Annotated in this window: 22 protein-coding genes; 13 read left to right on the top strand and 9 right to left on the bottom strand. The window is 60.3% G+C overall.

The features are described 5' to 3' along the window. Window positions 1-104: 104 nt before the first annotated feature. A complete protein-coding gene (locus CKW29_RS15905) occupies window positions 105-548 on the bottom strand; it encodes a PilZ domain-containing protein (protein ID WP_095148824.1) in 444 nt (147 codons plus the stop codon). Here CKW29_RS15905 and CKW29_RS15900 point away from each other — a divergent pair. The 5 genes from CKW29_RS15900 to cysB all read left to right on the top strand — a co-directional run bounded on the left by CKW29_RS15900 (window position 547) and on the right by cysB (window position 4,505). Next, window positions 547-933, top strand: a complete 387-nt coding sequence (locus CKW29_RS15900; RefSeq protein WP_095148823.1) for a thioredoxin family protein — start codon at window positions 547-549, stop codon at window positions 931-933. The two genes, CKW29_RS15905 and CKW29_RS15900, sit on opposite strands and share 2 nt — an antisense overlap. Next, window positions 933-1,892: a putative 2-dehydropantoate 2-reductase gene (locus tag CKW29_RS15895; RefSeq protein WP_095148822.1), complete on the top strand. Its 960-nt coding sequence runs from the start codon at window positions 933-935 to the stop codon at window positions 1,890-1,892. Before CKW29_RS15900 ends, CKW29_RS15895 begins: the two co-directional genes overlap by 1 nt. Before the next feature lie 24 nt (window positions 1,893-1,916). Further along, the gene (locus CKW29_RS15890; RefSeq protein ID WP_095078660.1) at window positions 1,917-2,822 is read left to right on the top strand and encodes a 5'-nucleotidase; all 906 of its coding nucleotides are present in this window, start codon (window positions 1,917-1,919) and stop codon (window positions 2,820-2,822) included. Window positions 2,823-2,916: 94 nt separating this feature from the next. Continuing rightward, a complete protein-coding gene (locus tag CKW29_RS15885; RefSeq protein ID WP_095078661.1) occupies window positions 2,917-3,417 on the top strand; it encodes a universal stress protein in 501 nt (166 codons plus the stop codon). A 113-nt stretch (window positions 3,418-3,530) separates the two neighbouring features. Next, entirely contained in the window at window positions 3,531-4,505 is a 975-nt protein-coding gene (cysB, locus tag CKW29_RS15880) for an HTH-type transcriptional regulator CysB (RefSeq protein WP_095143878.1), read from the top strand. Here cysB and CKW29_RS15875 read toward each other — a convergent pair. Both CKW29_RS15875 and CKW29_RS15870 read right to left on the bottom strand, forming a co-directional pair. Beyond that, on the bottom strand, window positions 4,502-4,984 hold the full coding sequence (locus CKW29_RS15875) for a GreA/GreB family elongation factor (protein WP_095143877.1): 483 nt from the start codon (window positions 4,982-4,984) through the stop codon (window positions 4,502-4,504). The genes cysB and CKW29_RS15875 overlap by 4 nt on opposite strands. Window positions 4,985-4,986: 2 nt before the next feature. Then, a complete protein-coding gene (locus CKW29_RS15870; protein WP_095143876.1) occupies window positions 4,987-5,382 on the bottom strand; it encodes a hypothetical protein in 396 nt (131 codons plus the stop codon). A 123-nt stretch (window positions 5,383-5,505) separates the two neighbouring features. On the opposite strand from CKW29_RS15870, the gene earP reads away from it, so the two are divergent. Both earP and CKW29_RS15860 read left to right on the top strand, forming a co-directional pair. Next, window positions 5,506-6,639 carry an elongation factor P maturation arginine rhamnosyltransferase EarP gene (gene earP / locus CKW29_RS15865; RefSeq protein WP_095143875.1) on the top strand — a complete coding sequence of 378 codons (1,134 nt, stop codon included), beginning with the start codon at window positions 5,506-5,508 and terminating at the stop codon, window positions 6,637-6,639. A 48-nt stretch (window positions 6,640-6,687) separates the two neighbouring features. Continuing rightward, on the top strand, window positions 6,688-7,257 hold the full coding sequence (locus CKW29_RS15860) for an elongation factor P (RefSeq protein ID WP_002554550.1): 570 nt from the start codon (window positions 6,688-6,690) through the stop codon (window positions 7,255-7,257). Between the two features lie 76 nt (window positions 7,258-7,333). Here the strand turns inward: CKW29_RS15860 and CKW29_RS15855 are convergent, their stop codons facing one another. From CKW29_RS15855 to CKW29_RS15845, 3 genes are all read right to left on the bottom strand, one after another. Beyond that, window positions 7,334-7,753, bottom strand: a complete 420-nt coding sequence (locus CKW29_RS15855) for an organic hydroperoxide resistance protein (RefSeq protein ID WP_095143874.1) — start codon at window positions 7,751-7,753, stop codon at window positions 7,334-7,336. 242 nt (window positions 7,754-7,995) lie between these two features. Next, window positions 7,996-8,457, bottom strand: a complete 462-nt coding sequence (locus CKW29_RS15850) for a MarR family winged helix-turn-helix transcriptional regulator (RefSeq protein WP_095144067.1) — start codon at window positions 8,455-8,457, stop codon at window positions 7,996-7,998. A gap of 69 nt (window positions 8,458-8,526) precedes the next feature. After that, a complete protein-coding gene (locus CKW29_RS15845; RefSeq protein WP_095148821.1) occupies window positions 8,527-9,483 on the bottom strand; it encodes a LysR family transcriptional regulator in 957 nt (318 codons plus the stop codon). A gap of 119 nt (window positions 9,484-9,602) precedes the next feature. Here CKW29_RS15845 and CKW29_RS15840 point away from each other — a divergent pair, with 119 nt between their 5' ends. Further along, complete coding sequence (locus CKW29_RS15840) at window positions 9,603-10,340, top strand: sulfite exporter TauE/SafE family protein (protein ID WP_371850641.1); 738 nt, start codon at window positions 9,603-9,605, stop codon at window positions 10,338-10,340. On the opposite strand, the gene CKW29_RS15835 is transcribed toward CKW29_RS15840, so the two are convergent. Next, complete coding sequence (locus tag CKW29_RS15835; RefSeq protein ID WP_176465272.1) at window positions 10,330-11,208, bottom strand: LysR substrate-binding domain-containing protein; 879 nt, start codon at window positions 11,206-11,208, stop codon at window positions 10,330-10,332. The genes CKW29_RS15840 and CKW29_RS15835 overlap by 11 nt on opposite strands. Before the next feature lie 70 nt (window positions 11,209-11,278). Between CKW29_RS15835 and CKW29_RS15830 the strand changes: the two genes are divergently transcribed. The 3 genes from CKW29_RS15830 to CKW29_RS15820 all read left to right on the top strand — a co-directional run bounded on the left by CKW29_RS15830 (window position 11,279) and on the right by CKW29_RS15820 (window position 13,204). Continuing rightward, entirely contained in the window at window positions 11,279-11,506 is a 228-nt protein-coding gene (locus tag CKW29_RS15830; protein WP_095078670.1) for a DUF1127 domain-containing protein, read from the top strand. 162 nt (window positions 11,507-11,668) lie between these two features. Further along, window positions 11,669-11,908 carry a DUF1127 domain-containing protein gene (locus CKW29_RS15825; protein ID WP_256577022.1) on the top strand — a complete coding sequence of 80 codons (240 nt, stop codon included), beginning with the start codon at window positions 11,669-11,671 and terminating at the stop codon, window positions 11,906-11,908. Between the two features lie 66 nt (window positions 11,909-11,974). Next, complete coding sequence (locus CKW29_RS15820) at window positions 11,975-13,204, top strand: winged helix-turn-helix domain-containing protein (RefSeq protein ID WP_095143870.1); 1,230 nt, start codon at window positions 11,975-11,977, stop codon at window positions 13,202-13,204. A 42-nt stretch (window positions 13,205-13,246) separates the two neighbouring features. On the opposite strand, the gene CKW29_RS15815 is transcribed toward CKW29_RS15820, so the two are convergent. Continuing rightward, window positions 13,247-14,593, bottom strand: coding sequence for a class II 3-deoxy-7-phosphoheptulonate synthase (locus CKW29_RS15815; protein WP_095143869.1), 1,347 nt, complete (start codon window positions 14,591-14,593; stop codon window positions 13,247-13,249). 155 nt (window positions 14,594-14,748) lie between these two features. Between CKW29_RS15815 and CKW29_RS15810 the strand changes: the two genes are divergently transcribed. Beyond that, the gene (locus CKW29_RS15810) at window positions 14,749-15,504 is read left to right on the top strand and encodes a spermidine synthase (RefSeq protein WP_095143868.1); all 756 of its coding nucleotides are present in this window, start codon (window positions 14,749-14,751) and stop codon (window positions 15,502-15,504) included. A gap of 61 nt (window positions 15,505-15,565) precedes the next feature. On the opposite strand, the gene CKW29_RS15805 is transcribed toward CKW29_RS15810, so the two are convergent. After that, entirely contained in the window at window positions 15,566-16,357 is a 792-nt protein-coding gene (locus CKW29_RS15805; protein WP_095148820.1) for a crotonase/enoyl-CoA hydratase family protein, read from the bottom strand. 423 nt (window positions 16,358-16,780) lie between these two features. Between CKW29_RS15805 and CKW29_RS15800 the strand changes: the two genes are divergently transcribed. Continuing rightward, complete coding sequence (locus tag CKW29_RS15800; protein ID WP_095143866.1) at window positions 16,781-18,454, top strand: DEAD/DEAH box helicase; 1,674 nt, start codon at window positions 16,781-16,783, stop codon at window positions 18,452-18,454. Window positions 18,455-18,490: the final 36 nt, after the last annotated feature.

Below are 18,490 nucleotides of genomic sequence, written 5' to 3'. Positions count from 1 at the left end.
GCCGCCAGCGATCCCCGCGCGGCGGAGCACAGCATGATTTAAGCGCAGCGGGGAGCCGAACCTTAGCGCGTTACGCTGTTGCTCGACAATGGGCAGGCGCGGGTTTAATCCAGTGCTGGCTGCACAAAAGCCTGGTGAACGGTCTCCTGGGAGTACTCCGTGGCATGCTGGTCGACCCATTCGAGGGCCAGGGCCTGGATGCCTTGCTGTTCGCGCTGGCGTTCCTGTTGCCGGTAGTAACGTTCGATCTGGCAGACCTGTTCGCCCATCCGCGCCTTGAACAGGGTTTGCTCGTCGATGAAGGCGATCCCCACCAGATAGCCATGCTTTCGTCGCAGGCACCAGGCCACATAGCCCAGGTAGCAGACATTTTCACTCAGGGTCGGCATTCGCACTTCCAGTGCCGTTCCCTTGCGCCAGGCGCGGTGGTAATTGCAAGCCACGCCTCCGAGACTGATAGAGTGCAACTCTTGCCGAGAAATACACTGGTGCTTGCGCAACGTTAACTCGACGGGCACGTCATCAGGATGAGGAATGAAACGCCCCATGAACACGGACTCCAAGTGTCGGTCATTCGACAGCGTTCTCCCCAGTATAGTGGTCGAATGGGAACTGACCGATTTCGATGCCGACCAGCGGTTGTTGGCGATGAAGGGCATTTCCCTGGTGATTTTCACCAGCGTGGGCTGCTCCGGTTGTCGCTGGGCGCGTCAGCAACTGCCCCGCCAGGCGCTGGATATCGATCAACTGTGCTGGATCGATGCCGGCGATAACGGTGGGGTGGTGGAGCGATATCAGGTCTTTCATTTGCCGTCGCTGTTTGTGGTGCGCGACGGTGAGTTTTATGGGGCGCTACAGTCGCGCTTGACCCGCACCGAATTGAACACGGCGGTGGGGCTGGCGCTGAGTCGGGATCCAGAGGAGTTACCGTGATGAGTGCAACGATTCAAAAGCCGAAAATCGGCATTATCGGTACCGGGGCGATTGGTGGCTTCTACGGCGTGATGCTGGCGAAAGCCGGGTTCGACGTGCATTTTCTACTGCGCAGCGAATTTTCGGCGGTGGCTGAACACGGCCTGCAACTCAACAGTGCGCCGTACGGTGCCGTGACCCTGAACCCGGTCCAGGCTTATTCCTCGGCTGAGGACATGCCGCTCTGTGACTGGTTGCTGGTCGGTACCAAGACCACCGGCAATGCCGCGTTGGCACCGACGATCATCAAGGCCGCCGCAGCCGATGCCAAGGTGCTGTTGCTGCAAAACGGCCTGGATGTCGAAGACAGTCTGCGCGATGCGCTGCCGGACAGCCTGCACCTGTTGGGCGGCCTGTGTTTCATCTGTGTGCATCGCGCAGGTCCCGGGGTGATCGAGCACCAGGCGCTGGGTGCCGTACACCTGGGTTACCACAGTGGCCCGGCGCAGGCGGAGGAGCCTGCGCGTCAGCAGATTGTGGAACAGGGCGCGGGCTTGTTCCGTGCCGCCGGTCTTGATTCCCAGGCCATGGCCAATCTTGCGCAGGCGCGTTGGCAGAAACTGGTCTGGAATGTCCCATACAACGGTTTGTCGGTATTGCTCGGTGCGAGCACCACGCCATTGATGGCGGATGAAAACAGCCGTCAGCTGATCCAGGCATTGATGGCCGAAGTGGTGCAGGGGGCGCAGGCGTGTGGCTACAGCATGCCAGCGGGGTACGCCGAGCATTTGTTCAAGGTCACCGAGCACATGCCCGATTACTGGCCGAGCATGTACCACGATTACCTGAATAAACGACCGCTGGAACTGGCCGCCATCTATGAAAGGCCCTTGGCGGCGGCCAAGGCTGCCGGTTGTTCGCTACCGAAAATCGAAGCCTTGTATCAGGCCCTGAGCTTTATCGACGGGCGTAACGGCTGAGTCTTTCAGCCAGGGGGAGTACGCATGGCAAACGGGATAGACAACAGACTGGTGTTGGCGATTTCTTCGCGGGCGCTGTTCGACCTGAGTGACAGCCATCAGGTCTATCTGGCCAGTGGCGTCGAGGCGTACCGGCAATATCAGATCGAACACGAAGACGAAATCCTCGAGCCGGGCGATGCCTTCCCCCTGGTGCAAAAGCTGCTCAACCTCAATGCCAGCCTGGGCAAGGCGCGGGTCGAGGTGGTGCTGGTGTCGCGCAACAGTGCCGACACCGGTCTGCGCGTGTTCAATTCGATCCACCATTACGGGCTGGCGATTTCCCGGGCGGCGTTTGTCGGTGGGCGAAGCCCGTACCCGTATCTCAAGGCGTTCGGCTGCGACCTGTTTCTCTCCACGCATGCCGACGATGTGCGCAGTGCACTGGACGCGGGGTTTGCCGCGGCGACCATTCTGTCCGGGGGTGCCAGCCGTGCCGCCAGCGAGGAATTGCGCATCGCCTTCGATGGTGACGCGGTGCTGTTTTCCGATGAGTCGGAGCGGGTCTATCAGGCCGGTGGCCTGGAAGCCTTTCAGGCCAGTGAACGTCAGGCAGCACGAGAACCGTTGCGCGGTGGTCCGTTCAAGGGGTTTCTGGCTGCACTCAATGCCTTGCAACGGGAGTTTCCCGAAGACCGTTGCCCGATCCGCACGGCCTTGGTGACAGCCCGTTCGGCGCCGGCCCATGAGCGAGTGATTCGTACGCTGCGCGAGTGGGATATCCGACTCGATGAATCGCTGTTTCTCGGCGGCCTGACCAAGTCGGCCTTTCTCGAGGCCTTTGCCGCCGATGTGTTTTTCGACGATCAGGCGGGTCATTGCGAGCTGGCACGCGAGGTGGTGGCCACCGGTCATGTGCCCCATGGCATCAGCAATGAACTGAAGGTTTAAGCCCTTTGTTCAACGCTTTACCCGGAATGTCGTACTCGCTGTGGCACTGCTAAGCTGAATCAAGCTCCGCCATCTTGGCATTCGAGGAGGCCACATGATTCATTCGATTCTGTATGCCACTGACCTCGGCCTATACGCTCCCTTTGTGATGCAACATGCACTGGCGCTGGCTCGGACATTCAGAGCCGATCTGTATGTAGTGCACGCCGTTGAACCCATGGGTCTGTTTGCCGAATCGGTGTTGCAGAGCTATCTGGATGAGCAGGCCCTGAACGAATTTCACAGCCAGGGCTTGAGTACAGTGATGGCCAATATCGAGCAGCGCGTACTCGACAGTTTTCGCGAAGAGTTGGGGGAGGGGCAGCAGGACCTGGCGCTGATTCAATCGGTCAGAGTGTTTCAGGGCGACCCGTCGCAGGTCATTCTCGAGCAGGCACAGAAGCTCTCGGTGGACTTGTTGATCCTGGGTAGCCACAGCCATGGGGCAGGGGGCGAAACGCCGTTGGGGCGCACGGCCGCGCGGGTCTTGCAACTGTCCCAGGTCCCGGTTTACCTGGTGCCCTTGTCGCAACGCCGACGCCACGGAGATATTTGAGGCGAGAACGCTGGCCTTTTGATGAAAAAGTTCTAGATTTATTCTTCAGGCCATTCATATAGTTATATATCGTCGCTGATGCCCGTGGCGTCTATCTGCTTTGAGGGATTCATATGAAGCTTCAACAATTGCGCTACATCTGGGAAGTGGCGCACCACGACCTCAACGTTTCCGCTACCGCCCAAAGCCTGTACACCTCGCAGCCGGGCATCAGCAAGCAGATCCGTCTGCTGGAAGACGAATTGGGCGTCGAGGTCTTCGCACGCAGCGGCAAGCACCTGACCCGAGTGACCCCTGCCGGTGAGCGCATCATCACCACCGCTGGCGAGATACTGCGCAAGGTCGAAAGCATCAAGCAGATTGCCCAGGAGTTCTCCAACGAGAAGAAAGGCACCCTGTCGATCGCCACCACCCACACCCAGGCACGTTACGCGCTGCCGCCGGTCATCAGTAATTTCATCAAGCAATACCCTGACGTTGCCCTGCACATGCACCAGGGCTCGCCGATGCAGATCGCCGAAATGGCCGCCGACGGCACCGTGGATTTCGCCATCGCCACCGAAGCCCTGGAGCTGTTCGGTGACCTGGTGATGATGCCGTGCTACCGCTGGAACCGTTGCGTGGTCGTGCCCCAGGGGCACCCGTTGACCAAGCTGCCGAAGCTGAGCCTCGAAGCCCTGGCCGAGTACCCGATCGTGACGTACGTGTTCGGTTTCACTGGCCGCTCGAAGCTCGACGAAGCGTTCAGTCACCGTGGCCTGACCCCGAAAGTGGTGTTCACCGCGGCCGACGCCGACGTGATCAAGACCTATGTCCGCCTGGGCCTGGGCGTCGGTATCGTGGCCAAGATGGCGGTCGACACCAAGCTCGACAACGACCTGGTGGTGCTCGATGCCAGCGAACTGTTCGAATCCAGCGTGACCAAGATCGGTTTCCGCCGCGGGACATTCCTGCGTGGGTTCATGTGCGATTTCATCGAGAAGTTCGCCCCGCATCTGACCCGTGACGTCATGGCCAAAGCCATCCAGTGCCACAACAAACAGGAACTGGAAGAGCTGTTCGCCGACGTTGAGCTACCGGTTCACTAAAGCACCTCGGTGACAGTGAACTGTTGCCGAGTGCCCGCCACCACAATTTCTACCTCATCATCCTCGAACTTGCCCACCAGGCTTTTGCCCAGCGGTGAGTGCGGGGTGATGACGGTAATCGGCTGCCCCACCAGGCAGACCTTCAACCCCGCCCCGTCGGGAGCCAGAAACAGCCATTGCTGGCGCCCGTTTTCGTCTTCAAGACCGAGCAGGGTGCCGACCTGGATGCCTTGTTGAGCGTTATAGGCCCCCAGGTTCATGTTCTGGCAAAGCACCAGCGCCTGGCGAATTTCCTCCACGCGCTTGGCCTGGCCTGCCGCCAGGTAGGACGCCTCCAGGCCCAGGGTGTCGTACTTGTTTTCGGCTATGTTTTCTTCATGGGTGGCGGTTTCGTAGGCGGTTTGTGCCGCGCGCCGGGCAATCTCGAGATCGGCTGAGAGCTTTTCCAGAATCAGTTGGTGGACCGTTTGTTTATTCATGATCAATCGCAGAATTGCAGGACATTGGCACGACTTTTTTCGTTGGGGGCCGTCTGGTCTTGTTGCAGCCAGAACTGGCATTTGGGGTTGGACAGGTTGCGGGTGTTGCTGCGAGCCTGATCGAGCGACTGCTGCTGCGCCTGTTTGCGCAGATTTTCCTGGTACTGCTCGAACAGCGCGGGCGCAGGTTCGACCGCCGATGGTTTGGGCTGCGTCAGTTGCCGGGTCGCTTCGGCCAAAGGAGCCAGTTGCTCGCCGGGCAAGACCATCGACAATAGCCAGCAGGTCAGTGCGATGGCCAGGAATCCCAGCCATAGACCCAGCGCGATGCTGACAATCAATTGCCGTGGATCGAGCGTGATGGCCAGCGTGCGACGAGCGGGTGGGCGGTAGGGCATGACGGCCTCCTGGCGCGGATGTCGGGCAATCGATGATTGTCGCATGAAGATTAATCGACCTTGGCACTTCTGCGCACGACGATTTATGCGGACAATTGAGGTCTTTGCCCCACGGAGCCCGGAATGAAAGTCGACTGGGATATTTTTTGCACGGTTGTCGATAACTACGGCGACATCGGCGTGACCTGGCGCCTGGCCCGACAGTTGGTGGCCGAGCATCATTGTTCGGTGCGTCTGTGGGTCGACGACTTGCGTGCGTTCGAACGCCTGTGCCCAGAGCTGGACATTAACATGGCGCGGCAATGGCAGCAGGGCGTCGAAGTGTGTCATTGGCCGTCGCACTGGCAGCCGACGGATGCCGCCGACGTGGTGATCGCGGCATTTGCCTGTCAGTTGCCCGGTGCTTATATGGAGGCAATGGCGGCCCGTGAAACCACCCCGCTGTGGATGAACCTGGATTACCTGAGTGCCGAGGACTGGATCGTCGGTTGCCATGGCCTGCCGTCGGTGAAGCACAAGCATGTGCAAAAGTACTTTTTCTTCCCGGGCTTCCAGGCCGGTACTGGAGGCCTGCTGCGCGAGCGCGATCTACTGCTGCGCCGCGAGCAATTCCAGGCCGACCCGCACGCCCGGCAGGCGTTCTTGCAAGGGCTGGGTGTCGAGCGTGCCGAAGGGGCAGAGTTGATCTCGCTCTTTGCTTATGAGAACGCTGGTCTGGCCGATTGGCTGGATGTCATGGCGGCCGGCGCAAGAGCCACTCATCTGCTGGTGCCCGAAGGACGAATCCTCGGCGATGTGTCGCGCTGGCTGGGTGTCGACGGATTGTCGGTCGGGGCCCGGGAGGTACGGGGTGCCCTGACCGTGCAAGTGCTGCCGTTCGTCCGGCAGGATCAGTATGACCTGCTGCTGTGGAGCTGTGATTTCAACGCGGTGCGTGGAGAGGACTCATTCGTCCGGGCGCAGTGGGCCGCTCGTCCGATGTTGTGGCATATTTATCAGCAGGAAGAAGACATCCACCTCGACAAGCTTGAAGCTTTTCTGGCGCTCTATACCCAACGCCTGTCGCCCGCGGCGCGCACGGCGCTAGAGGGGTTGTGGCGAGCGTGGAACACGGGTGAAGGAATGGCCCCGGCATGGGCTGCGGCACGGGAGCACTGGCCAGAACTGCAAAATCACGCCCAGGCATGGTGTCTGGAACAGGCTTTGCAAGCCGATCTTGCTGCGGCGCTGGTGCAGTTTTACCTAAATTGGATATGATACGCGGCCTAGATTTTTGTAAATCCCATCCAAATTCGGATATTCGCAATGAAAACTGGTAAAGAACTGAAACCCGGTACGGTGATCCGTCTCGAAAACGACCCTTGGCTGGTTCAGAAAGCTGAATTCACCAAGTCCGGTCGTAACAGCGCGATCATGAAGACCAAGCTGAAAAACCTGCTGACCGGTTACAAGACCGAGATCGTTTACAGCGCTGACGACAAACTGGACGACGTGATCCTCGACCGCAAAGAAGCGACCCTGTCCTTCATCAGCGGCGACACCTACACGTTCATGGACACCACCGACTACACCATGTACGAGCTGAACGCCGAAGACATCGAAAGCGTTCTGCCATTCGTGGAAGAAGGCATGACCGACGTTTGCGAAGCCGTATTCTTCGAAGACCGTCTGGTTTCCGTAGAGCTGCCGACCACTATCGTGCGTCAGGTTGACTACACCGAAGGTTCCGCTCGCGGTGACACTTCCGGCAAGGTGATGAAGCCTGCCAAACTGAAGAACGGTACCGAGCTGTCGGTTGCTGACTTCATCGAAATCGGCGATATGATCGAGATCGATACCCGCGAAGGCGGTTCTTACAAAGGCCGTGCTAAATAAGTGCAGTTCTTGTAGGCAAGAAAAAGCCCGACCATTGAGTCGGGCTTTTTTGTGCGCGTCTGATCGGTACGAGCACTTAAACGGTGACGTGCAGGCGAACGTCGACGTTGCCGCGAGTGGCATTGGAGTAAGGGCAGACCTGGTGCGCGGCATCGACCAGGTTTTGGGCATCGCTCTGCTCCAGGCCTGGCAGGCTGACATGCAGGTCGATGTCCAAGCCGAAGCCACCAGGAATCTGACCGATGCCGACATGAGCTGTGATCGAGGCGTCATCGGGAATCTTGCGCTTGGTCTGGCTGGCGACGAATTTCAGTGCGCCGATGAAGCATGCCGAATAACCGGCAGCGAACAGTTGTTCGGGGTTGGTCGCCGCACCGCCGGCTCCGCCCAGTTCTTTCGGGGTGGCGAGCTTGACGTCGAGGATGTTGTCACTGGAAACGGCGCGGCCATCACGGCCACCGGTAGCGGTTGCAACAGCGGTATAGAGCGTTTGCATGGTATGAGCCTCTTCGGAGTTTACGTTTTTTGCGCTAAAGGTTTGCGCGCTAAGTAATCGCCAAATAAATGTATCGCTCAAATATCTTGCGCGCAAGATATTTTTTCGATTGGCTCGAGCGAAATGGTATCTACCGATCTGCGCGGTTTTTGGGGGGAGGCTGGTTTGGCAGTACAGGCGGTGTATCAGGAGCACCGCATGACTGTGTTCGCCTGCTAGACCGCTGCCAGGCAGCGGGGGTGTCAGAGGCTGTCTTGCAGATGGCTGCGCAGGTTCTGCAGATCGGCCTGCAGCTTGCGCATTTGCTCCAGGGTCTGGCCGCTGGCGCCGAGAATGCAGGGCGGAATGTCACGGGCTTGGTCTCGCAACGCCCGGCCTTGTTCGGTGAGCTCGACGATGACCACCCGCTCATCTTCACGACTGCGGGTGCGGCTCAGCAGGCCCTCTGCTTCCAGGCGCTTGAGCAAGGGCGTCAGCGAACCGGGGTCGGTCAGCAGGCGGTGACTGATTTCGCCGACGGTCAGCCCGTCCCGTTCCCACAACACCATCATTGCCAGATATTGCGGGTAGGTCAGGCCAAGCGCTTGCAGCAGGGGTTTGTAGACCTTGGTCATCAGCAGTGACGTGGAGTGCAGGGCAAAGCACAGCTGGTTATCCAGCAGTAGGTTGTCGCAGTTGTCCGGGGTGTTGCGAGGAGGGGTCATGTCTTGGCCTTGATCGGTGATCGTCATGAATCTAGCGGGCGAGTGTTTAATGCGCCAGATAATTTTCAGCTAGAGCCGGCCGAAGTCTCGTTGCAGCGCCATATCCCAGGGGGGCACCGGGCTGAAGCGGCTCTTGAGGTATTCCAGCAACAAGCGACTACGCGAACTGGCCTGCTGCTCGAGGCGTAAAGCGTAGATGCCGGTGTTTTCCGGGTTCGGCAAACCGCCTTCGCAAAACAGCGGCAGCAATTCACCGCGCAACAAGTATTCGCCGCACAACCAGGTGGGCAGGTGGGCGATGCCCAGGCCGGCGAGGGCTCCGTAGAGCAGGGCTTCGGCGTTGTTGGCGCTCAGGCGAATGCGTGACGGGCGATGCAATTGCAGTTGCCCATCCACTTCGAAGCGCCAGGCGAAGGGCGGCGCCAGGCCCGCCCAGTCGAGGCCATCGTGCTCACGCAACTCTCCCGGATGGCGGGGTGTACCGCGACGCTTGAGGTAGGCCGGGCTGGCGCAGGCAATCCGCACCATGCAGGCCAGCGGGGTGGCGACCATGCGTGTGTCTGCCATTTGCCCGGCGCGCAGTACCAGATCGACCTTGCCCAGGTTCGAGCCGTGCATGTCGACGAAGCTGTCGATCAAGTGCAATTGCACGTCCAGCCCGGGGTACAGCCCCAGGAAATCGGCGATCACCGGTGCCAGGTGCCGACGTCCGAATGCAGCGGGCGCGTCGACCCGGATCAGGCCTTCCGGCGCGCTGCTCATGGATGCGGCCTCGGCGCGGGCCAGGCGCAATTCGCTGACGATCCGCCGTGCCCGCTCGGCAAACGCCAGCCCGGCGGGCGTGGCACGCACGGCGTGGGTACTGCGTACGAACAACTGGCTGCCGAGGGCGTTCTCCAGGCTGTCTATGCGCCTGGCCACGGCTGAAGGTGTCAGCGGATGGCGGCGAGAGGCGGCCGAAAAGCTGCCGGTTTCCAGTACGTCGAGAAAAAGCCCCAGTTGATCGGTGAGTGCGTTCGGATTCATGGTGCTGTGCTTGTGCTAAGTTGGCATAGCCATTGTGCGTTGCTGTGCGTTTCCCCGCCAGAGCTGACTGCGTAGCATGTATTGCCTGATGCGAGAGGAAATCGCCCGTGATTGAATTAATGATCTATCTGGCACTAGGGGCCGCACTCGGCACCGTGGGTGGCTTGTTCGGAATTGGCGGTGGCTTGATCGCCATTCCTGTGCTCGGAGTGCTGTTCGGTCTGGACCAGCAGTTGGCACAAGGTACCGCGCTGGTGATGGTGGTGCCGAATGTCATGCTGGCGCTGTGGCGCTATCACCAACGCAATCGTATCGAACTGCGTCATGCGTTGCCGCTGGCCTCGATGGGGTTCTGCTTCGCCTGGCTCGGCTCGATCTGGGCGGTCGGGATTGATGCCCAGGTGATGCGTATCGGGTTTGTCGCCTTTCTAGTGGCCTTGTCGGCGTACAACCTGCTGCGAATGTTCATGGCCAGCACCCCGGCCACTGGACAGATGCGTTACGGCTGGCCGTGGTTGGGCGTACTGGGCGCAGCTTCCGGAGCCATGGGTGGATTGTTCGGCGTGGGCGGTGCGGTGGTGGCGACACCGGTGCTCACCAGCCTGTTCGGCACTACCCAGGTGGTCGCCCAAGGGTTGTCGCTGGCGTTGGCCTTGCCCAGTACCGGCGTGACCCTGGTGACCTATGCGGTTCACCAGCAAGTGAACTGGAGCATCGCACTGCCGATGGCGCTCGGTGGTTTGCTGAGCATCAGCTGGGGCGTGAGGATCGCCCATGCCCTGCCGGAGCGATGGCTGCGCGGGCTGTTCTGCGGTTTTCTCGTGCTGTGTGCGGTGATGCTCGCCTTTAAAGTTTGAAGCCCTCGACGATGTGTTCCGCCAGGCACTCGGTGATCGGCGAAGGGTGATGCAGGTTGCGCACCAGCATGATGCTGGCCTCGGGTAGCTGGGGCAGCCCTTCAGCCTCGCCGAGGATGCGCATGTCTTGAGGAATGAGGCTCTCCAGTTGCGCGGTGATCGCCAGGCCTGCGCTGACCACCGCCATGATCGCCGACAGGCTCGAACTGTTGTAGGCGATCCGGTACTCGCGTCCGGAAGCGTCCAGCGCATTGCAGGCCCAGAGACGGCAGAAGCAATCACTGTTGAACATCGCCAGCGGCAAGGGGGTTTGTTCGATGGGGTTGTAGCACTGCGCCTGGGCCCAGACGAAGCGCTCCTTGCGTAGCAATTGGCCGATCTCGCTGCCGGGTTCGCGGGTAACGATCGACAAGTCGAGGTCTTGGCGCAGCAGGAGCTGTTTGGACGACTCGCAATGCACTTCGATCTGAATCAGTGGGTAGGACTGGGCAAAGCGCGAAAGGATGCCGGGTAAAAACCGCATCACGTAGTCATCGGGCGTGCCGATGCGCACGGTGCCAACCATGTGCGGCTCGCGCAGGGTGTTGAACACTTCGCTGTGCAGTTTGAGGATGCGCCGGGCATATCCCAGTAGCACCTGGCCCTCGGCGGTCAGTTTGACCTGGCGGCCGTCTCGTTGAAACAGCTGGCGCTGCAACACGTCTTCTTCCAGGCGCTTCATCTGCATGCTCACCGCCGATTGCGTGCGGTTGACCAGCTCGCCAGCACGGGTGAACCCGCCTTGGTCGGCGATGGCGACGAAGGTGCGCAGGACGTCGGTATCGATACTGGGGTAGGCCAATTGATCAATCTCCGAGATGTGTTTCATTAGAAACATTCGTTGGATTGATCTTAGTCCTGGCGCGAGACTTGAGCCATCCACAACGGAGGGCAAGACGATGAAAGGTCAAAAAGGCTACGTGCAGCTGGACCATTTTTCACACCATGGCTTCTCTCTGCACCACCTGCTGGACAAGCTCACCCGCTGGCATCAGCTCTACCGTGAGCGCACGCTGTTGGCCAGCCTGAGCGATGAAGCGCTAAAAGACATCGGCTTGAGCCGGGCGGATGTCGAGCAGGAATCCGAGCGGCATTTCTGGGAGGATCCCATGGGTCTGGGCAAGTAACCGCCAGCGTCTGTTGAAATGTTCGGTCACTGCTTCATCGCACCGTGCGAAAGCCCTTGCCATGGAGCTTGTGCCGATCAGGAAACAGGCAGTCATAGACATTCCCTAGGCCCGATTCTGCACCTGTACAAGACTGCGCCCTCAATTCTGAGGAGTACCGTCATGGAGCGACAGCAGAAGCTAATGAGTGTGGGAACCCGGGCACTGCGATTGACGCTGGGTGCGTCCAGCCAGGGGCTGTGCAGGGCTTTGGCGCAGTTGGGGCGCTGGCGACAGCTGAGCCAGGATCGTGCCGAGCTGGCTCGCATGAGTGATGATCGGCTGCGGGACATTGGCCTGAGCCGGGCGGATGTGCTCAAGGAGTATGCTCGTCCTTTCTGGGATGATCCGTTGCAGCGATGACCGGGCTCATTGGCGTTTTGTGAACCTGGCACTAAGGTGGAGGGAGCCTTCATCACGAGTTATCGAATGAACGGTTCTCTCTGCTTTTCCTTGAAACAGGCCCGGCGCCTGGCGCTGACCGCCCAAGGGTTCTCCGGGCGCCAGCCGCCAGCGGCGGTCAAGTCAACCCGGCTCAATCAGTCGATCGAGCGGCTGGGCGTCCTGCAGATCGATTCGGTCAACGCCCTGGTGCGCTCGCATTACCTTCCCTTGTTCTCTCGCCTGGGCCATTACTCAACCGACTTGCTTGACCAGGCCGCCTGGAGTCAGGGGCGGCGACGGACGTTGTTCGAGTATTGGGGGCATGAGGCCTCCTTGCTGCCGTTATCGATGTATCCCCTGATGCGCTGGCGCATGCAACGGGCAGCGCAAGGGCAGGGCATTTATCAGCAACTGGCGGTCTTCGGCCGGGAGCAACAGGTGACCATTCGTAGAGTGCTGGCCCTGGTTGAGGAGCGCGGGGCGCTCGGTGCCGGCAGCTTGTCCACTCGCCAGGAACGAGCTGGCCCTTGGTGGGACTGGAGTGCCGAGAAGCATGCGCTGGAATGGTTATTTGCCGCCGGTGAAGTGACAGTGGCGGGGCGCCGGGGCTTTGAGCGTCTTTATGATTTGCCGGAGCGGGTCATTCCCGCACAGATCCTGCAGCACCCCCTGCTCGGGGAAGCTGAAGCCCAGAAGGGGCTGTTGTTGCGCGCAGCCAGCGCCTTGGGAGTCAGTACGGAAAAGGACTTGCGCGACTATTTTCGCCTGGAGTTGGCGCCGTGTCGGCATGCGCTGGGCGAACTGGTCGAGAATGGCCAGTTGCAGGTGTGCCAGGTGCAGGGCTGGAAGCAACCGGCCTATTGCCTGCCCGATCCTTCGGTGCCGCGCACTGTGGTTGCCAGTGCATTGCTGTCGCCGTTTGATTCGTTGATCTGGGAGCGCAGTCGAACCGAGCGGTTGTTCGATTTTCGCTATCGGCTGGAAATCTACACGCCGCCAGCCAAGCGAGTTTATGGCTATTACGTGCTGCCGTTCCTGCACCGTGAGCGGATTGCCGCGCGGGTTGATCTTCGGGCAGAGCGGGCATTCGGCTGCCTGGCGGTGCATGGGGTCCATGAAGAGCAGCAAGGCCTGGACGAGGAGGGGATGCTGGCGTTGGCGCTGCACCTGAGGCAGCTGGCGAATTGGCTGGGGCTGGCGCGGATTCAGCTCAATTGCCCGCGCGCCAGTGCGGCGCGGTTGCGGGTGGCGTTGGCCGGCATGGGCGGTGACTGATCCGGCGCTCGTGGCGAATCAGTTAGCCCGGGACCGCCTGACTCAGCGCCGAACCTGCTTCAGGGTTTCAGCAATCAGGAACGCCAACTCCAGCGACTGATCGGCATTCATCCGTGGATCGCAGTGGGTGTGGTAGCGATCCGACAAACCGTCTTCGGTGATCGGTCGTGCGCCGCCGATGCATTCGGTGACGTTCTGCCCGGTCATCTCGATGTGAATGCCACCGGCGTAAGTGCCTTCTGCTTCGTGAACCTGGAAGAACTGCTTCACCTCACCAAGGATCTGCGCAAAATCCCGGGTCTTGTAACCGCTGCTGGCCTTGATGGTGTTGCCGTGCATCGGGTCGCAGCTCCAGAGTACGTTCTTGCCCTCGCGCTCCACGGCGCGGATCAATGGCGGGAGATGGTCGCCGACCTTGTTTGCGCCCATGCGGGCGATCAGGTTCAGGCGGCCCGGGTCGTTGTCCGGGTTAAGCACATCGATCAGGCGAATCAGATCGTCGGTGTTCATGCTTGGGCCGACCTTGACCCCGATCGGGTTGTTCACCCCGCGCAGGAATTCGACATGGGCACCGTCGAGCTGGCGGGTGCGGTCACCGATCCACAACATGTGGGCCGAGCAGTCGTAATAGTCGTTGGTCAGGCTGTCGCGGCGTACAAAGGCTTCTTCGTAGTTGAGCAACAACGCTTCATGAGCGGTGAAAAAACTGGTTTCGCGCAATTGCGGCGAGCTGTCCATGCCGCAGGCGCGCATGAAGGCCAGGGTTTCATCGATGCGGTCGGCCAAGTGGCTGTATTTCTCGGCCAGCGCCGAGTTGGCGATGAAGTCCAGGTTCCATTTGTGCACTTGATGCAGGTCGGCAAAACCGCCCTGGGCAAAGGCGCGCAGCAGGTTCAGGGTGGCGGTGGACTGGTGGTAGGACTGCAGCAGGCGTTCCGGATCCGGTACGCGGCTCTTTGCGTCGAAGCCGATGCCATTGACGATGTCGCCACGGTAGGCCGGCAGGGTGATGCCGTTGATGGTTTCGTCATTGGCCGAGCGCGGCTTGGCGAACTGTCCGGCCATGCGCCCGACCTTGACCACCGGGCAACCGGCGGCGAAGGTCATGACGATCGCCATTTGCAGCAAGACTTTGAACGTGTCGCGGATCTTCGCTGCCGAAAACTCGGCAAAGCTCTCCGCACAATCACCGCCCTGCAACAAGAATGCCCGCCCTTGGGTGACTTCGGCGAACTGACGACGCAACTCCCGGGCCTCACCGGCAAACACCAACGGCGGATAACTGGCCAGGCTTTGCTCGACGGCCTGCAAATGCGCCGCGTCAGGGTAGTGGGGTTGTTGCTGGATCGGCAGGGCGCGCCAGCTGTCAGGACTCCAGGGTTGGCTCATCACGGTCTCTAGTGTTTACGCTCGGGACCTCATGTTATCAGTAATTAGTGCGTGACCTGTTCCCGAAGCTTGGCGGACAATCGCGCCTTTGCCGCGCTGAGCGCAATGAATGATTGCGTTGCCGTGGATCCGTCCGATAACGACCAGGAGATGAAATGACTGAGGAGCGCGTCGAGCATCTGCTCGCCGAGGTGCATGATGAATTCGGCATGATCCGGGTGCTGGAAGTGGCGGATTATCGCTTTCTCGAATTTGGCGATGCGATCGAGCAGAGCTGCGTGTTCACGGCTGATCCGAGCTGGCTCGAATATGACTACACCCGCGCCATGCTGATTGGCGCCCTGTGCCATGAGCAGCCGGAAAGCGCGCTGTTTCTTGGGTTGGGGGCCGGTACGCTGACCCAGGCGTGCCTGAAGTTCCTGCCGCTGGAAGACGTCGAGGCCATTGAACTGCGCCCGGACGTGCCGCGTCTGGCCATCCAATACCTGGGGCTGGATGACGATCCCCGTCTGTACATTCGTATCGGCGATGCGCTCGAGCTGCTGGAGACGGCCGAGTCGGCCGACCTGATTTTTGTCGACCTCTACACCGATGTCGGGCCGGGTGTTGGGCATCTGGCCTGGGGCTTTCTGGAAAACTGCCAGAAGCGCCTCAATCCGGGCGGCTGGCTGGTGATCAACCAGTGGGCCACCGATGACGGCAAGCCCTTGGGCGCTGCGCTGCTGCGCGGGCTTTATCACCGGCATTACTGGGAATTGCCGGTGAAGGAGGGCAACGTGATCCTGCTCGTGCCGTCCGACCTTGATCAGGCACTGGACATGCAAGGGCTGACGGCCCGTGCCGAAGCCCTGGCGCCGCGTCTGGGTTACTCGTTGCAGTCGTTGATCAAATGCATTCGCCCGGCGACCTGAGTGATCTGTGAGTGCTGTCGCGAGCAAGCTTGCGACAGCACTCTGACTGGCAACTGCCAAACTAAACCCCTTTGAAGTTACCGGGGCGCTTTTCGATCAGCGATCGTATGCCTTCCTTTGCGTCTTCACTGTTCAGTAGCTTCCTGGCCAGCGCCGGCAGGCCGAGCGCCGCCGCCGCTTCACCTTCCAGGTGGGCCTGGCGCGCCGACTGCAAGGTGGCCTGGACGCCCAGCGGTGCCTGGCGGGCAATGCGCTCTGCCAGCTCGATGGCGCGGGGCAACAGGTCTTCGCTGGCCATGACCTCCTGCACCAGCCCTAGGCGCAGCGCTTCGTGGGCATCGAATTCGTCGCCCGTCAGCAACCAGCGCATGGCGTTGCCCCATCCGGCTACCCGGTGCAGGCGCAAGGTGGCACCGCCAAAGGGGAAGATACCGCGCTGCACTTCCATCTGCGCAAAACGTGTATTGCTGGCGCACAGGTTGATATCGGCTGCCAGCATCAGTTCGATACCGATGGTCAGGCAATAACCCTGCGCCGCAACAATCACCGGCTTGCTGACCCTGGGTCCGATGAAAATACCCCAGGGATCGCAACCGCCGGTCGGAACTTTCCAGCTTCCGGTCAATGTGGCGCTGGCACTCATCAGGTCCAGTCCGGCGGTAAAGTGTTCGCCGTGGGCAAACACCACCGCGACCCGAGCCTCGCTGTCGGCCTCGAACTCACCATAGGCCAGGCTCAGGGCGTTCAGCAGTTCCAGGTCGAACGCGTTGCGCTTGGCCACCCGGTCCAGCCCTATCAGCTGGACATGACCGCGCCGTTCACGGCTGACACGACTGCAATCGGGTTGATTCATGGGGTACGTCCTCGGGCGGGGAAGGGGGGTATCAGGCGCAAGGCCGCAGCCTGAAAGATGAACCGTTTAAGCGTCGTGACCAGCAGGGCCGGGCCTTTGAAAAATAGACCGTGACGCGATTATCCGCAAAACCTGTGACACTCCTGCGTTCATGGGGTTTTGGCGATAAAAAAAGCTCCCTTTTTTGGCAAATTCCGGTATAGTGCGCGCCGGCCTTTAGCCGGGCCGCGTTTAGGTTGCGCAATTCCCCGAAGTCAGCTTCGGCTGCACGTCCGCACAGCGGACTCTTCCTTGACGATTCTTTTCATTCATTCGTTTTCGCAAATCCCCGCCGACAAAGCTGCCAGGGCGACTCTTGAGTCTCAACACGGCATGCGCAGCTTTGGAGCATGGGTCTTTGCGGATGCACTTAGAGGCAGACCCATGACCCAGGAAACCGGCGGCTTCGCCGCTTTTAATCTTAATCCGAATATTCTTGCAGCCGTCACCGCGACTGGCTACGAAGAGCCATCGGCTATTCAGCAGCAATCGATCCCGATCATCATGGCCGGTCACGACATGATTGGTCAGGCGCAAACCGGTACGGGTAAAACCGCTGCGTTCGCCCTGCCGATCCTGCATCGCATCGATCCTGCAAAGCGCGAACCGCAAGCCCTGATCCTGGCCCCAACTCGTGAGTTGGCGCTACAAGTTGCAACCGCTTTCGAAACCTACGCCAAGCAAATGCCGGGCGTAACTGTTGTGGCTGTCTACGGCGGCGCGCCGATGGGCCCACAATTGAAAGCAATCCGTAATGGTGCACAGATTGTTGTCGCCACTCCGGGTCGTCTCTGCGACCACCTGCGTCGTGACGAAAAAGTCCTGGCTACCGTGAACCACCTGGTTCTCGACGAAGCGGACGAAATGCTCAAACTGGGTTTCATGGACGACCTCGAAGTTATCTTCAAGGCCTTGCCTGCAACCCGTCAGACCGTGTTGTTCTCGGCTACCCTGCCGCAGTCGATCCGTGCCATCGCCGAGCGCCATCTGCGCGATCCGCAGCACGTGAAGATCCAGACCAAGACTCAGACCGTTACCGCGATCGAACAGGCTCACCTGTTGGTTCACGCTGACCAGAAGACCTCGGCTGTATTGAGCCTGCTGGAAGTCGAAGACTTCGACGCGCTGATCATGTTCGTGCGTACCAAGCAAGCGACCCTGGACCTGGCCAGCGCCCTGGAAGCCAAAGGCTACAAAGCCGCTGCGCTGAACGGTGACATTGCCCAGAACCAGCGTGAGCGTGTGATCGACTCCCTCAAGGATGGCCGTCTGGACATCGTTGTGGCGACCGACGTTGCCGCTCGTGGCCTGGACGTACCGCGCATCACTCACGTGTTCAACGTTGACATGCCGTACGACCCGGAATCCTACGTTCACCGTATCGGCCGTACTGGCCGTGCCGGTCGCGAAGGTCGCGCGCTGCTGCTGGTGACTCCTCGTGAGCGCCGTATGCTGCAAGTGATCGAGCGTGTAACCGGTCAAAAGGTTGCTGAAGTTCGCCTGCCGGATGCACAAGCTGTTCTCGATGCTCGCATCAAGAAATTGACCAACAGCCTGTCGCCGCTGGTGGCTGATGCTGAGTCGACTCACGGTGATCTGCTGGATCGTCTGACTGCCGACATCGGTTGCACCCCGCGTGCCCTGGCCGCAGCCCTGCTGCGCAAGGCTACCAACGCTCAAGCGCTGACCCTGGCCGCGATCGAGAAAGAACGTCCACTGGTGCCGAACAATGCACCGCGTGGCGACCGTCCAGAGCGTTCCGGTGATCGTCCGGACCGTGGTGATCGTGAGCGTCGTGCCCCGATCCCGCTGGCCGAAGGTCGTGCACGTTGCCGTACCGCGCTGGGTGCGCGTGATGGTATCGCTGCCAAGAACCTGCTGGGCGCCATCCTCAACGAAGGTGGCCTGGCTCGCGAAGCAATCGGTCGTATCCAGGTGCGTGACAGCTTCAGCCTGGTCGAGTTGCCGGAAGATGGTCTGGAGCGTCTGCTGACCAAGCTGAAGGACACTCGCGTTGCCGGTAAGCAGCTGAAACTGCGTCGCTACCGCGAAGATTGATCCGCTCTCGAGCTGATTGATCCTTCATGAAAAAAT

Origin of the sequence: Pseudomonas sp. Irchel s3a18, from assembly GCF_900187535.1 — a bacterium.
Lineage (GTDB): Bacteria > Pseudomonadota > Gammaproteobacteria > Pseudomonadales > Pseudomonadaceae > Aquipseudomonas.
The sequence above is the reverse complement of the archived record's forward strand: the minus strand, read 5'-3'. Positions and strand labels throughout refer to the sequence as shown.